This is a genomic window from Armatimonadota bacterium (assembly GCA_016869025.1).
In the GTDB taxonomy this organism is placed as follows: domain Bacteria; phylum Sysuimicrobiota; class Sysuimicrobiia; order Sysuimicrobiales; family Humicultoraceae; genus VGFA01.
Map to the genome: position 1 here is coordinate 1 of VGFA01000030.1, position 15217 is coordinate 15217.

A 15217-nucleotide genomic window follows, 5' to 3' on the forward strand; every position below is an offset into this window, starting at 1 on the left:
CCTTTGGGCACTCCTTGGACTTCATGTCCATGAGGCCCTTGTCGTTCGTCGCGTGGAGCTCCGTGTGCGGCCGGGCGCGCCAGGACCTGCCGTCGTCGAGATCGAGGCGCGGCGACTTGCGGAGCTTCGCGAAGACCTCGACGGACTCGTCGGTGGGGAGCAGTGGAAGCGACGCGGTGTCGTTCCAGGTCCGGATGTCCTCTCCGTAGAAGACGGCCGGCTCACGGACGATCCCGCCGGTGTAGCGGTCGAGGCTCGGGTAGGGCCCCCGCAGTGCGACGGGCGTGCGCTCAGCCTCGCGCCGGGCGACGGCGACGAGGCCGATCGTGTAGCGGTGCTCCGCTTCGTCGAAGACCCACCCCTTTGTGTTGAGCAGTGTCGTCACGTCCACGCCCTCGGCCCGCGAGAACACCTCCTGCCGGAACTCGGTCGAGCCCTTGGCGGCGAGCGCCGAGCGCGGCAGGACGACGCCGATGCGTCCACCGTCCTCGCACACGAGGTTCCAGAAGCGCCAGCAAAAGGCCTTGTAGAGGTCGGGGTCGCCCGTGCCCATCCCGGGGTACGATCCAGTGGTGAGCGCACGCCGTAGGGCCTCGGACTCGGCCAGCTCGCGCTCGTACGCCGCGACGAGGTCGGGCCGCTCCCGTCGGTACCTCTCCTTCGCCGCCTCCTGCTCGCGCTGCGGCAGGGACCGCAGCCCCGGCGAATGACGGGCCCAGTAAGCATGTTCCTCGAGGCGTGCCTTCTCCCACGGCGGGTTCCCCACGATCACGTCGAAACCCGGCCGCTCGCGCAGGAACACCTCGGGGAACGCTACGGAGAAGTGGAAGGCATGAAGGTCGCCGAGCCGCTCGCGGGCCGCCAGGTGCTCCTTCGAGCCGGGCAGGCGGTCGCGGATCTCCTCCCACTTGTTCAGGTCCGCTGTCACCGGCACGCCCGAGAGGCGCGCCGCGGTGACGAGGTCGCAGAGCGCCGCCGCCGGCGCCACCGCGGCGAGCGCCGCTTCCTGCGCCCTGCGCGCCCGGGCAAGGTCCGAGGGTGTCGCGTCGGCGAGGCGCGCGAGGCGCCGGAGCGGCTCGGCCGCGGCTCCGAGGAGATGCGCCGCGTCGATGGGGAACAGCGGCAGGCTCCCCTCCTCGATCTTCTCCTTCACCTCGTCGAGCCGCCCGATCCCGACGAGCGAGTTGCCGCGCACGAGGCCGTGGTCGAGGAGCGAGAGGGGCAGCCCCGGCACGAAGGTGTGGATCCAGATCGAGAGCCGCGCAAGCTGCACGGCCGTCGGGTTGAGATCCACGCCGTAGATGCAGCGCCGGGCGATCAGGCGGCGCAGGAGCTGCGTGTCCTCGATCTCGACCTGGTCGGCGAGGGGGCCGAGTGCCTCGAGCGCCGCCGCCCGGATGGTGGCGAGCTCCTCCGCGACGGCAGGCAGGCGCCTGCGCGAGAGGTAGCCCGTGAGCGCGCGCTCGATCCGGTCAACGGCGGCGACCAGGAAGTGCCCCGATCCCATCGCGAGGTCGGCGACGCGGAAGTCGAAGAAGCGCTCGCCGGCGTCCTCATCGCCGAGGGCGTCGAGGCGGGCTAGGTGCTCGGCGACCGCAGGCTCGAGCGAGCGTTCGAGCAGGTGCTCGACGGCGAAGTGCTTGGTGAAGTACGAGCCGGTGGACTTGCGCGCGCCGGAGGCGTTGTGCAGGTAGGTCTCGCCGCGCACGACCGCGGGCGCCTCGCCCTTCTTGCACGGGCGGTAGGCGCCCGACTTGTCCACGGCGAGGTCGGTCTCGGCGACGGAGAGCTCGCTCTCGAGGAGCCCCTCGTAGATCGTGCCGAACTCGCGCACGCCGAGGCTGCGGAAGTCGACGGGGCCGAGCCCTTCGGCGCCTTCGACCAGCAGCAGGTCCGAGAGCGCGGGGCCGAAGACGGTGTTCGGCAGCGAGAGCGCGCCGAGCCGCGCTCCGATCGGCGAGGCCTCCCCGTCCTCGGAGAAGAGCCCGCCGTCGTAGGCCGGCACGCCCCATTCGCGGTTGCCCCGGTCCACGGCGCCGAAGAGGCGCGTCACCTCGTCCCAGAGCGTGTCGCCCTCGTCGAACGAGGCCCCCTTGCGCCGGAGCTCGGCCAGTTCCTGCGCCTTGGTCTTGAGCGAGCGGCGCTGGTAGAGGCCGTTCCACCGGTAGGGCAGGAGGTCCTTGTCCTCGGCGTAGGCGACGAAGAGGAGCCGGAAGAGGACGGCGAGCGCCATCTCGTAGGTGTCGGCCAGGTCCTTCGCCGTCGGTTTCTTCAGCCCTCGTGCCGCGACGATCCCCTGCGCCAGCCGCGGTACGACCGACTGGTAGACGCGCTCGCGCAACCGCTCGGCAAGGTCGCCGGCGAAGCGGCCCGAGGCATCGAGTATCTCTTCCAGGCTCCCGCCAGGCGTGAGCGCCTCGGCCGAGCAGAGGAGCCAGAGATACGCGGCGGCTTCGTCGGGGAGGAGCCCCGCGTGGCACTCGACGTACGTCTCCGTGCGCCCGCGCCGGCCCACGCCCACGCCGACGCGCGCGGGATGGACGCGGATCTTGGCCCCGTGCTGGACGACCACCCACGGCAGGCCCTCGCGATCGGCGACGGCGAGCGCATAGGAGATGGGCGAGAGCCCCGAGAAGCGCTCGCCCGAGAGATCGGGCGCTTCCTCGCGCGCGAGCAGGACGGCGACCGCGACCTTGCGATCCCCCGCCCGCAGGATCGAGGTCGCGCCGTCGTGCCGTTCGATGCCGAAGCCGAGCGCTCGCAGGAGATCGGCGCCACGCTTGGCGAGCGCGCCGCGGGCCTTGCCGCCGGCGGCTTCCCAGTCTGCGCGTTGCCGGGCCCCGCGCTTGAGCTCGTGCGTGGCGAGGAAGCCCTCGTTGCGGACACCGGAGAACTCGGCCTCGAGGGAGGGCAGCGCATCGCGCAGCGCGCGCAACGCCGCGTGCCGATCGGGCTGCTCCAGCGACTCGCGGCAGATGCGCTCGACCTGGCCGCGGTCGACGCAGACGTAGGCCGGCGGGTCGTCCCCAGCCGGCCCGCAGATCGAGGCGCGCTCGCCGTGGAGCGCGACGAAGAGCAGGGGTGCGGCGCGGCCGCCGTTGCGGGCTTTCCATGCGGACCGCAGCGTTGTCGCGTTCGGCTGGGCCGCGGCCGTCGCCACCACCACCTCAAGCGGCGAAGTGCCGTGCCCCAGCGCGAGACCGACTCCTGCAAGCGAGCCGCCCGGAGGAAGCGCGACGGGGCGGAGGGGGATCCCGCCGAGAAAGGCTCCCGCCTCCGTGCTACCCGCGATCTCGCGCGCCATCGGTTCTCATTGTGACTCCGGGCCCCTCCAGAAGCACGGCCTCTCTCGCGCGTCGCCGTCGTGGCCGGCTAACCGTTGTGTTGTGCCGCGGGCCGGCACGACAGTCGGTAGAGCACGACGCTGGAGGCCCGTCGGCACCAACACAGGGTTAGCCGTTACCAAACGATTCCTCCGCCCAGCGGATTGCCGTGCTTCGATCGCCAAGGTACCTTGGAACGCCCGCTATTCGGAATGCTGTTCCTCCGTCCATGTCCTGCGCCCCGATGATTATTCCGCCGTGGCAGTCATTCATCTGACATTGAGACATCATGGTTGAATTGTTGACGATTAGAAAGTAGTCCGGGGTCAGAAGTATCTCGACGCCATTCAGGAGAAATCGTCCACGATTGATGACGATCCTATTCGGGACGTCAAAAGAAATGTCAACGAGGATCTTGCGCGGGGCATCGCGAATCACCAAGTTTCTTCCTACCAACCTTATGTCCCAGGGGGAAACCGAATAGATGAGTTGGTTGTTCTGGATCTGAAGGACGGGACTGTTCGTTTCATCGAAAAGCCTAAGCTGCAATAGCAGGTGACCCTCGTCGAGGACAAACGCGAGCAACGGGACTCCATCAACGCCGACAGGTACCGTAAAGGTGGGCACGCCGCCATACCGAAAGGTAAAGGTGTTCGACCCTAGCACGGCCTCGCATGTGTCACCTGAAAAGTGAAGATCGTAGGGTTTCGAGACCTCGGCACGCAGATTGAACGGGTTGGCGTTTGCTTCACGCACTGCTTCCATAGGGAGAAGTCCTGCAGTCTTCTCCCGGTGGTGCTGATCGCAAAGCAAGGTGATTTCGCCAGCAACGTGGCGCTGCACGTTCGCCCATCCGCGCATGTGCTCATACTCGTACAGGGGCATTCCGCAGATAACGCAGCCGAAGCCGCACCGCCTGCGCACCTCTCGTTGCACTGGATGCGGAATACTTCGAGATGTGGGCGGTGGTTGCTCTGGCACTTCGCTCACCTAGTGACGGCTAACTTGTGTCTAGCCTGACCAGCCTAACACCCCACCCGCGTCAGCCCAACACGACAGAAGCCACAGGACCCGTCCTCGGCAACTGCCCGACAGGTCCGGGTTTCGGCCACCCGAGGTTCCCCCTGTCAGGCATTATACTGCCCTTCCGGCCGGCCTAGCACCCTGGGGCGGAGGAATGGGCGCCCGAAAGGGACGGCCGGAGTGGCCGCGAAGAGAGGTAGGCAGCAATCCCAAAGGAGGATCCAATGAAGCGACTACTCGCCCTCACCGTCGCGGCGGTGATTATCGCCGCGGTCATATCCGTACCTGTGCTCGCCCAGGCGCCGACAAAGCCGGGGAGAGTCGTGCCGTTGAAGTTCACGATTGACTGGGTCTTTGATGGATCGTACGCGCCGTTTCTGCTTGCGCTCGAGAAGGGCTACTACGCCCAGGAGGGCCTGAACGTCACGATAGATCGCGGATTTGGCTCGGCGGACGCCGTGAGCAAGATAGCCGCGGGCGCCTACAGCCTGGGCTTCGCCGACATCAACACTATGATCGAGTTCAACGCCCGCAACCCCGGGCGTGAACTGGTGTCGGTCGCGATGGTGTTCGACGCCATTCCCTCGAGCATCGTGACGCTGCGGCGTGAGGGCATTACCCGTCCGATCGACCTCTACGGGAAGAAGCTGGGCGCGCCGGCCGGCTCGGCCCCGCGCGTGCTGTGGCCGCTCTTCGCCCGGGCGATCGGCATGCACCCGGCCTCGGTGGAGTGGGTGACGATGTCCCCGCCCCTGCGTGAGCCGATGCTGCTGCGCGGTGAGGTGAACGCCGTGGCGGCGTTCTCGTTCAACGCCTTCATCACGCTCAAGACCGCGCGGGTCGACCCGGCCGACATCATCATCTTCCAGTACAACGAGCACGGCCTGCCGCTGTACGGCAACGCCATCCTTGCCCATCCTTCGCTGCTGCAGAGCGAGCCCGACGCGGTGCGCGGGTTTGTCAGGGCCATGACGCGCGCCTGGAAGGACACGGTCGCGAACCCTGCCGAGGCGATCAGCGCCCTCAAGCGCCGCGACCCGATGATCAACGAGGATGTGGAGCGCGAGCGCCTGGTGCTGGCGCTGCAGCACGTCGTCCTGACCAAAGACGTGCGGGCGGCCGGTCTCGGCGGCGTCAAGGGCGAGCGCCTGAGCCGTTCGGTTGACCTGGTGACAGAGGCGTTTGGCCTGCCCCTGAAGCCAGCCTGGCAGCGCGTCTTCACCGACAAGTTCCTGCCGCCCCGGGCCGAGCGCATGCTCGTAGCGAGGTAGGCGCCGGCGCAGGGGGCTCGCGCCGGGGGCGGGAAGGGAGGCGCTTCCCAGACCGCGAAGATGTAGGTCGCACCGGAATCAAAGCATGCGTTCTGGCACCCGGAGAATCCTGTCCTGCTTAAGGAGGGACAAGCTGTGAGGACATTTGTCGCCGTGTTTGCAGCGACGCTGGCCGTCGTGGTGCTCGCCACGGGATTGGGCTTTGCCCAGCCGGCCAGGCAGACGACCTGGAAGTTCACCCTGGACTTCATCGTGCAGGGACCGCAGGCGCCCTTCCTGGTCGCCCTGGAAAAGGGCTACTATGCCGCGGAAGGCCTGAACATCACAGTTGATCGCGGCTTCGGCTCGGCCGACGCGGTGACCAAGATCGCCGGCGGCGCCTACAACCTGGGCTACGCCGATATCAACTCAATGATCGAGTTCAACGCCAGGAACCCCGGCCGGGAACTTGTGGCCATCGCAATCCTCCTGAACGAGCCGCCCTTCTCGATCATCACGCTGCGGCGCGAGGGAATCACGCGCCCGATCGAGCTCTACGGGAAGAAGCTGGGCGCGCCGGCCGGGGACGCCCCGCGCCGCCTCTGGCCGCTCTTCGCCCGCGCGGTGGGCATGCACCCCGCCTCGGTCGAGTGGATCACAATGGACGTGCCGCTGCGCGAGCCGATGCTGGTCAGGGGCGATGTCAATGCCATCTCCGGATTCTACTTCACCTCGTTCATCAACCTGAAGGCTGCGCGTGTAGATCCGGCCGAGATCGTGGCGTTCATGTACAACGACCAGGGCCTTCCCCTCTACGGCAACGCCATCATGGCGCCGCCGGCCCTACTCGAGCGCGAGCCCGAGGCGGTCCGCGGGTTCCTCAGGGCGTTTGTGCGCGCGTTGAAGGACACGATCAACAACCCATCAGAGGCCGTCGCCATAGTCAAGCGGCGCGACCCGCTGCTGCGCGAGGACGTAGAGCTCGAGCGCCTGCATCTCGCGCTCCGGCACAATATCCTGACCAGCGACGTGAAGTCCCACGGCTTCGGCGTGGTCAAGGGCGAGCGCCTGAGCCGGTCCGTTGATCTGCTGACCGAAGCGTTCGCGCTCCCTGTCAAGCCAAGGTGGCAGCAGGTATTCACAGACAAGTTCCTTCCTCCCAAGGCGGAGCGAATGCTTCCCGTGAGGTAGAATAGGCGCTGCAGGGATAGGAAAAACCTAGCGCACGAGGGGTCAACAGATGAGGCGACTGGGGCTCGAACGTGAGCTCGTAGATAGGACTGTTTATGAGCGCGCGGTGGGACGCTTCCGCGACGCCGGGATCGTTCTGCCCACCTTTGCTGAACTCGCAGAACCCTCCCGGATCCCCGCGCGGATACAGAAGGCACTTTCGGGCGTGGACCCCGATGCCCCGCACCCGCTGAACCTCTTCAGGGTGCACTGGTTCAACGGTGCAAACCGCACCGACCGGGTGGCATCACCCGAGCACATTGTGTTACCCAAGGCGCTCACCGGGGTGGACGCACGCATCGTGGTCGCGCTCGGCGACCGCTTCCCGATGATCCGCGCCCACAAGGTGCTGGCCGCCTACGGGTGCATAGCCCCGCGGATAATCACTGGGCAGTTCGATCCTACCGCCCACCGGGCGGTCTGGCCGTCCACCGGCAACTACGCTCGCGGCGGCGTGGCCATTTCGCGCATCATGGGATGCCGGGGAATCGCGGTGCTGCCCCAGGGCATGAGCCGGGAGCGCTTCGAGTGGCTGGAGCGCTGGATAGCCGATCCCCGGGACATCATCCGGACGCCCGGCACCGAGAGCAACGTCAAGGAGATCTACGACAAGTGCGCGGAGCTGGAACGCGATCCGGCCAACATCATCTTCAACCAGTTCTGCGAGTTCGGAAACCATCTGGCGCACTACCTGTGCACGGGCAGGGCGCTCGGGCGCGTTTTCGAGTCGCTGCAGGCCGGCGAGCCTGATCTTCGGCTGCGCGCCTTCGTCTCGGCCTCGGGCTCGGCCGGCACCCTGGGCGCCGGCGACTACCTCAAGGAGCACTGCGGCGCCAGGATCGTGGCCATGGAGGCCCTCGAGTGCCCCACGATGCTCTACAACGGCTTTGGCGAGCACAACATCCAGGGCATCGGTGACAAGCACATACCCTTGATCCACAACGTGACGAACACCGACGTGGTGGCGGCGGTCTCGGACCAGAGCACCGACCGTCTCGACGTGTTGTTCAACACTCCTGCCGGTCGCGAGTACCTCGTGAGCCGGCAGGGCGTGCCGCCCGCGGTGGTTGAACTGATGCCGGCGCTGGGACTCTCCAGCATCTGCAACGTGCTCGGGGCGATCAAGACCGCAAAGCATTTCGGGATGGGCCCTGACGACGTCGTCGTTACCGTCGCCACCGACGGCGCCGCGATGTACGCCACCGAGAGGGAGAAGTCGCTGAAGAAATACTACCCCGGCGGCTTCGATGCGGTCGCCGCGGGCGAGACGTTCGCCGGACACCTGGGCAGCGTCACCAACGATCACTTGCTGGACATGACCCACGCGGATCGGGATCGGGTCTTCAACCTGGGCTACTTCACCTGGGTGGAACAGCAAGGGGTCTCGCTTGAGGAGTTCGAGGCCAGACGGGATCAGCGGTTCTGGACCGAGATGCGCTCGATCATCCCGGCCTGGGATGCGATGATCGAGGAGTTCAACGGACGGACGGGGGCGGCCGCGGCGCTGTGAGCGCTTCTCTATCCATTGTTGTCTGCGCCGGGTGCGGCGCCGCGGCGGCGCCCGGCGATCCCTACCCCTTCCGGTGTCCCAACGCCGGAAGGGGCGATGATACCGATCACGTGATGACGGTCGTGCTGGATGCGGCGCGCCTCAACTTCCCCGGGGAGGGTCCGGCCAACCCCTTCGTACGATACCGCACGCTCTCGCACTCGTACCATCTGGGCTTGGGGCATAGCATGACCGACGCAGATCATGTCGGCCTGGTCGAGGAACTCAACCAGGCCGTGGCACAGGTGGATGGACATGGGTTCGCGGCCACACCGTTCTTCCGGAGCGAGGCGCTGGGCGCCCGCCTCGGATTCGCCAGAGGCGGCGTCTGGGTGAAGGACGAGACCGGCAACGTCTCGGGGTCGCACAAGGCGCGCCATCTGATGGGGCTGCTGATCCACCTGGAGGTCGTCGAACGGGCCGGCCTGACCGCCGGCCGTGGCGCCGGCGCACCCGATTTGGCAATCGCGAGTTGCGGGAACGCGGCGCTGGCCGCCGCGGTGGTGGCCCGGGCCGGCGGGCGGCGGCTCCGGGTGTTCGTGCCTACCAGCGCCGACCCTGTGGTGCTAGCGCGGCTGGAGGCACTGGGTGCGCACCTGACGATCTGCCCCAGGGAGGAAGGCGTGCCGGGCGATCCCACCTACCACCGGCTGCAGCAGGCGGTGCGCGAGGGCGCCTTGCCGTTCACCTGCCAGGGTCCGGACAATGGACTGACGATAGACGGCGGCAAGACCCTGGGATACGAGATCGCCGCGGATCTGGCCGGCGGAGTCGCTGCGCCGGATGGCGGCGCGATCCTGGACCGCCTGTTCATCCAGACAGGCGGCGGCGCGCTGGCCAGCGCGGTGATCCAGGGGCTCGGGGACGCGGTGCGCCTGGGCGCGCTCACCCGAATGCCGCGGATCCACGCGGTGCAGACCCTTGGAGGCCATCCTCTGAAGCGGGCCTACGACCGGCTGCTGGAGCGGGTCGGAGCGGCTCCCGGCAGCGGGTCGGTTCCTGACAGCGGGCCAGGGAGCCGCGAGCGTGTCGAGGAGGCGCTGCGCTACGCCGCCGGGCACCGCTCGCAGTTCATGTGGCCGTGGGAAGAGGAGCCGAAGAGCATCGCACACGGCATCCTCGACGACGAAACTTACGACTGGCTGGCGGTTCTCCGCGGGATGGTAACCACCGGGGGCACTCCGGTCCTGGTCTCGGAAGAAACGCTGAAGGAAGCCAACGCGCTGGCCCAGGCCGCCACGGGCATCAGCGTGGATCACACCGGCTCAGCCGGGCTGGCCGGGCTGCTGCACCTCCACCGCGAGGGCGGCGTTGGGCCGGAAGAACGCGCGGCGGTGTTGTTTACCGGCGTGAAACGATGAGACAATACAAGGGCCGAATGGCCAGCACAAAGGGAGGAACAGGTTAATGAGAAGCTTTCTCGGTAGGGATATCCTGTCGCTCAAGGATTTCGAGCGCAACGAGTTCTTCCGGGTCTTCCAGGTGGCGGACGACCTGAAGCCCTTCGCGCGCGACAGGCGCAACACCGATCTCTTGAAGCACAAGACGCTGGTCACAGCGTTCTACCAGCCCAGCACCCGCACGCGCCTGGCCACGGAGGCCGCCATGCTACGGCTGGGAGGCAGCGTGCTGGGGTTCTCCGATGCCAAGATGACGCGCGCAGGCGACTTCTACCAGGAGTCCATCAAGGACACGGTGCACATGCTCGAATACTACGGCGATGTCATCGCGATGCGCCACTTCCAGCAGGGCGCGCCGCACGAGGCGGCCCGCTGGGCCTCGGTTCCGGTAATCAACTGTGGCGACGGCTGGGGGGAGCACCCCACCCAGGTGTTGATAGACCTGTACACGATCCAGCGCGAGATGGGAACGCTGGACGGCCTCAAGGTGCTGTGCGTGGGCGACATGCGGATGCGCACCATGCACTCGATCCTCTACGCGATGTCGCAGTTCGACACAGAGGCGTTCGTGGTCTCGCCGCCCGAGATGTCCCTCCTTCCCGAGTTCAAGGCAGAACTCGACGCGCTCAGCGTCCGGTACCGGGAGGTCGCCACGGCCGAAGAGGTCATCGGCGAAGCAGACGTGATCTACATGGAGCCCGTGGTCCAGCCCGACTACACGAAGTCCCGTGACGAGCGCTCCGGCGACGTGGGACTCACCCCAGCGGCCTACAAGATCACCCGCCAGTTGCTGCGCGACAAGGGCAAGAGCAGCGCGATCGTGCTGCACTCCCTGCCGCGCATGGACGAACTTACCACCGACGTTGACCCCACCCGCCACGCCAGGTACTGGACCGAGGCGTTCAACGGCGTGGTCGTTCGCATGGCGCTGCTGGCCCTCGTGCTGGGCGCGGTGGAATAGGAGAGATCCCGATGCAGACGTATCTACGCGGACGCGACCTTATCACCCTGCAGGAGTGGACCAAGGAGGAGATAGACACCGCGCTGGACGTGGCACTGGACCTCAAGCGAAGCCGGGCCCTCGACCAGCCGCACGCCATCCTGCGCGACAAGGTTCTGGCGATGCTGTTCTTCTTCTCCAGCACGCGCACCCGCGCCTCGTTCGAGGCCGGCATGGCGCAGTTGGGCGGCCACGCGCAGTTCATCGAGAGCCGCACCACCCAGATCGCCCACGGCGACACCGCCAAGGAGATCGGCGAGATCCTGGGACGCTACAACGACGGCATAGCCATCAGGCACGTGGACTGGGGGGCGGGCAACAAGTACATACGCGAGGTCGCCCAGGCCAGCCGCGTGCCGGTGCTGAACATGCAGTGCGACATCTACCACCCGTTCCAGGCGCTGGCGGACCTGCTGACCATCATTGAGAAGAAGGGCGATCCGCGCGGCAAGACCATCACAGTGAGCTGGGCCTACGCCGCCAGCTACCAGAAGCCGATCAGCGTGCCGCAGAGTCTGATCCTTCTGATGCCCCGCTTCGGCATGAACGTCCGGCTGGTCCATCCGCCGGGATTCCAGCTCATGCCCGAGATCGTGGGGCAGGCGCAGGAGAACGCCCGCCGCGCCAAGGTCGGGTTCGAGATCATGGACGATTTCGAGGCCGGCATTCGCGGTACCGACGTCGTCTACGCGAAGAGCTGGGGCGCGCTGCTGACCGTCAAGAGCGATGAGGAAGGCGCGAAGCACTCCGCCAAGTACAAGAACTGGATCACCGACGAGCGGCGCATGGCAATGGCCGGCGAGGACGCAATCTACATGCATCCCCTGCCCGCCGACCGCAACATCGAGGTCTCCGACGCGGTGATTGATGGGCCCCAGTCGGTGGTCTACGACGAGGCCGAGAACCGGCTCCACGGCCAGAAGGCCGTGATGGCCCTGACAATGAGTTAGCCGGGGGGAGAGCGTATGGCCGGGCGAACCGCGGTAGTGGCAATCGGCGGGAACTCGCTGATCAAGGACTCAAAACGCCAGACGGTGCAGGACCAGTACGAGGCCGCCAGGGAAACCTGCCGGCACATCGCAGGCATGATCCGGGACGGCTGGGACGTGACGATCGGGCATGGCAATGGACCCCAGGTTGGCTTCATCCTGCGCCGGTCCGAGCTGGCAGCCCACGAGCTGCACGAGGTGCCGCTCGACGTTTGCGGCGCCGACAGCCAGGGCGCCATCGGCTACGCGCTCCAGCAGAACCTGTACAACGAGTTCCGCCGGCTCGGCATCAAGAAGGATGCAGTTACCGTGGTGACGCAGGTCGAGGTGAGCGCGGACGATCCTGCCTTCCAGAAACCGACCAAACCGATCGGATCGTTCATGAACGCGGAGAAGGCCCGGCGCCGTCAGGCCGAGGAGGGCTGGACCGTGGTCGAGGACGCGGGAAGGGGCTGGCGGCGCGTCGTCGCCTCTCCCGTCCCGATCCGCATCGTCGAGGAGGAGGCGGTCAAGCGCCTGATCGGCGAGGGGTTCGTGGTCATCACCGTGGGCGGAGGCGGCATCCCGGTCGTGGCCGACGCGGAAGGCAACCTGCGTGGCGTGGCCGCTGTGATTGACAAGGACCTGGCTTCGTCGCTGCTGGCAACGGTGATAGGCGCCGACCTCTTCGTGATAACCACCGCGGTGGAACAGGTGGCCCTCAACTTCGGCAAGCCCGACCAGCAGGTGATCCGGCAGATGACCCTGTCCCAGGCCAGGGAGTACCTGGCCGAGGGCGTCCACTTCGCCAAGGGCAGCATGGCGCCCAAGATGGAGGCGGTCATCGGCTACCTGGAGCGGGGTGGAGGCGAGGCGTTGATCACCAACCCTGAGAACCTGGAGCGGGCGCTGGGCGGAGAGACCGGCACGCGCATCACCGCGGGCTGAAGGCGGAGGCAGGTTGAAGGCGCTGGAGTTCGAGCTCAACGGACGGCAGGTCTCGCTGGAAGTCCGAGAGGGCGCGACTCTGCTGGAGGTCCTCCGCGAGCAGTGCGGCCTGACCTCGATGAAGGACGGGTGCGCGCCAGAGGGCTCGTGCGGCGCGTGCACGGTGCTCCTGGACGGCAGGGCAGTCGTGTCGTGCGCCCAGCCCGCGGAGAGGGCCGCCGGACGGCAGGTGATTACGCTCGAGGGGCTGCCCGAGGAGCACCGCGCGCAGTGGGCGGATTGCTTCGTCGCCTCCGGCGCGTCCCAGTGCGGGTTTTGCACGCCGGGTATCGTGATGAAGGCCGAGTCCATGCTGGCCCGCAATCCCGATCCCTCCCGCGATGAGATCGCCAGGGCCCTGGCCGGCAACCTCTGCCGGTGCACCGGCTACGTCAAGATCATTGACGCCATCAGCTACGCCGCCGGCGCGCGACGCGGGGAGCCGATTCCCGTCACCAATCGCAGCGGCAAGGTAGGATCGCGCACCGCGCGGTACCAGGGCCGAGATCTGGTCCTGGGCCAGAAGCCGTTCGTGGCCGACATGCGCGTACCCGGCATGCTCCACGGCGCCGTGCGGTGGTCCGATCACCCCCGGGCGAGGGTGTTGCGCATTGACGTATCGAAGGCGCGCGCCCATCCCGGCGTCGTCGCGGTGGCCACCTGGCAGGACGTGCCGGGAGAGCGCCGGCAGGGCTTGATCTTCAGCGACTGGCGGCAGTTCGTGGCCCAGGGCGAGGTTACGAACTACGTCGGCGACATACTGGCGGTCGTCGCGGCCGGGTCCAGGGCCACCGCGCGCGCGGCCGCATCCCTCGTGGAAGTAGAGTACGACGTACTGCCACCGGTCACCGACCCGTTCGAGGCGCTGGCAGAGGGCGCCCCGGCGGTTCACGAGATGGGCAACCTGCTCTCGACAACGAGGGTGCAGCGCGGCAACGCGGGTGCGGCGCTCGCGGGCGCGGCGTTCGTGGCCGAGGAGACCTTCCGTACCCAGACCGTTGAGCACGCGTTCCTCGAGCCGGAGGCATGCCTGGCAGTACCTTCCGAGAACGGCGGCGTGCACTTCTTCTCGCAGGGCCAGGGCATCTGGGAGGACCGCCGCCAGGTGGCATCGGTGCTCGCGCTCCCTGAAGAGAAGGTCCGGGTCACGCTGGTCTCCAGCGGCGGCGGCTTCGGCGGCAAGGAGGACCTGAGCGTCCAGGCGCACGCCTCACTGCTGGCCCTGATGGCCGGCAGGCCCGTGTTGGTGGCGCTGTCGCGGCGGGAGAGCATCCGCTTCCATCCCAAGCGCCATCCCATGACCATGGAGTACACGGTCGGGTGCGACGCGGAAGGCCGCCTTCTCGCAGTGCGCGCGCGGATCGTCGGGGACACCGGCGCCTACGCCAGCGTAGGAGACAAGGTTCTGGAAAGGGCGGCGGGCCACGCCTGCGGTCCGTACCGCGTGCCGAACGTGGACATTGAGGCAAGGGCCGTGTTCACCAACAACCCGCCCGCGGGCGCCATGCGCGGGTTCGGGGTCAACCAGGTCAGCTTCGCGATGGAAGCGATGATGGACACCCTGGCCGATCAGGTGGGCATAGACCGCTGGGAGATCCGGTGGCGCAACGCGCTGGATGTCGGTGATGTCTTCGCCACAGGCCAGAAGCTTGGGCAGGGCGTGGGCCTGAAGAAGACGCTGCTCGCGGTGCGCGATGCCTTCCATTCGGCGCGCTACGCCGGCATCGCCTGCGCCGTGAAGAACACGGGAATCGGCAACGGCCTGACGGAGTACGGCAAAGCGGTGCTGCGCGTCGAGGACGACGGCACGGTCACGGTGTTTCACTCCTGGACCGAGATGGGACAGGGAGTTCATACCATATTGCAGCAGGTGGCCTGCGAGGAGTTGGGCCTGACGCCCGACCGGGTGAGTGTCGCAGTTGACACGGCGCGCGAGCTGAGCACCGGTGAGACCACGGCCTCACGCGCCACGGCGCTGGGCGGGCTGGCGGTCATCGAGGCGGCGAAGCGCCTGCGGGCCGCGCTCGGGGGCAACCACCTGGAGTCGCTGGCCGGACAGGAGTTCTACGGCGAGACCGTGATTGACTGGACATCCAAGCCGACCCCTGGCGTCGAGAATCAGATTACGCACTTCGCGTACGGCTGGGCCACACAGGTGGCGATCCTCGACGATGACGGGCGGGTGGCTAGGGTGATCGCGGCGCACGACGTCGGAAGGGTCATCAATCCCACGCTGCTGGAAGGCCAGATAGAAGGGTCCGTCCACATGGGGATGGGGTACGCGCTCTCCGAGGAGCTGGTGCTGAAGGGCGGGGTACCGGTGACCGACACCATCAAGTCGCTGGGCATCGTGCCCGCGACCGGGATGCCCAAGGTCGAGTGCATCTTCGTCGAGGAGTTTCAGCCCGAAGGACCTTACGGGGCCAAGGGGGTTGGGGAGATCGGCAACATCCCAACGGCCGCGGCGATCGCCGGCGCGCTGTGGTC

At 67.3% G+C, this 15217-nt stretch carries 10 protein-coding genes; 8 read left to right on the top strand and 2 right to left on the bottom strand.

What is annotated here, in order from left to right; translation table 11 throughout:
* Both FJX73_12075 and FJX73_12080 read right to left on the bottom strand, forming a co-directional pair.
* Positions 1 to 3304: hypothetical protein (locus FJX73_12075; GenBank protein ID MBM3471509.1), on the bottom strand; the 3304-nt coding region annotated here is incomplete at its 3' end.
* Between the two features lie 148 nt (positions 3305 to 3452).
* A complete protein-coding gene (locus tag FJX73_12080) occupies positions 3453 to 4304 on the bottom strand; it encodes an HNH endonuclease (GenBank protein ID MBM3471510.1) in 852 nt (283 codons plus the stop codon).
* Positions 4305 to 4570: 266 nt separating this feature from the next.
* Between FJX73_12080 and FJX73_12085 the strand changes: the two genes are divergently transcribed.
* From FJX73_12085 to xdh, 8 genes are all read left to right on the top strand, one after another.
* Positions 4571 to 5617 (top strand): ABC transporter substrate-binding protein, encoded by a 1047-nt coding sequence (locus FJX73_12085; GenBank protein MBM3471511.1) that lies wholly within the window; start codon positions 4571 to 4573, stop codon positions 5615 to 5617.
* Between the two features lie 153 nt (positions 5618 to 5770).
* Positions 5771 to 6787 carry an ABC transporter substrate-binding protein gene (locus FJX73_12090; protein MBM3471512.1) on the top strand — a complete coding sequence of 339 codons (1017 nt, stop codon included), beginning with the start codon at positions 5771 to 5773 and terminating at the stop codon, positions 6785 to 6787.
* A gap of 49 nt (positions 6788 to 6836) precedes the next feature.
* Entirely contained in the window at positions 6837 to 8336 is a 1500-nt protein-coding gene (locus tag FJX73_12095) for a pyridoxal-phosphate dependent enzyme (protein MBM3471513.1), read from the top strand.
* Positions 8333 to 9736, top strand: a complete 1404-nt coding sequence (locus FJX73_12100) for a pyridoxal-phosphate dependent enzyme (protein ID MBM3471514.1) — start codon at positions 8333 to 8335, stop codon at positions 9734 to 9736. Before FJX73_12095 ends, FJX73_12100 begins: the two co-directional genes overlap by 4 nt.
* A gap of 46 nt (positions 9737 to 9782) precedes the next feature.
* The gene (gene pyrB / locus FJX73_12105; protein MBM3471515.1) at positions 9783 to 10736 is read left to right on the top strand and encodes an aspartate carbamoyltransferase; all 954 of its coding nucleotides are present in this window, start codon (positions 9783 to 9785) and stop codon (positions 10734 to 10736) included.
* Positions 10737 to 10747: 11 nt separating this feature from the next.
* Positions 10748 to 11725, top strand: a complete 978-nt coding sequence (locus FJX73_12110) for an ornithine carbamoyltransferase (GenBank protein MBM3471516.1) — start codon at positions 10748 to 10750, stop codon at positions 11723 to 11725.
* Positions 11726 to 11740: 15 nt separating this feature from the next.
* Positions 11741 to 12691 (top strand): carbamate kinase, encoded by a 951-nt coding sequence (gene arcC / locus FJX73_12115; protein MBM3471517.1) that lies wholly within the window; start codon positions 11741 to 11743, stop codon positions 12689 to 12691.
* Positions 12692 to 12704: 13 nt separating this feature from the next.
* Positions 12705 to 15217 (top strand): selenium-dependent xanthine dehydrogenase (gene xdh / locus FJX73_12120; GenBank protein ID MBM3471518.1); only part of this gene is annotated, 2513 nt, incomplete at its 3' end.

Coding starts and splice junctions, on each gene's coding strand:
- FJX73_12095 (MBM3471513.1), top strand. CDS start 6,837: ATGAGGCGACTGGGGCTCGAACGTGAGCTCGTAGATAGGACTGTTTAT.
- FJX73_12110 (MBM3471516.1), top strand. CDS start 10,748: ATGCAGACGTATCTACGCGGACGCGACCTTATCACCCTGCAGGAGTGG.
- arcC (MBM3471517.1), top strand. CDS start 11,741: ATGGCCGGGCGAACCGCGGTAGTGGCAATCGGCGGGAACTCGCTGATC.
- pyrB (MBM3471515.1), top strand. CDS start 9,783: ATGAGAAGCTTTCTCGGTAGGGATATCCTGTCGCTCAAGGATTTCGAG.
- FJX73_12085 (MBM3471511.1), top strand. CDS start 4,571: ATGAAGCGACTACTCGCCCTCACCGTCGCGGCGGTGATTATCGCCGCG.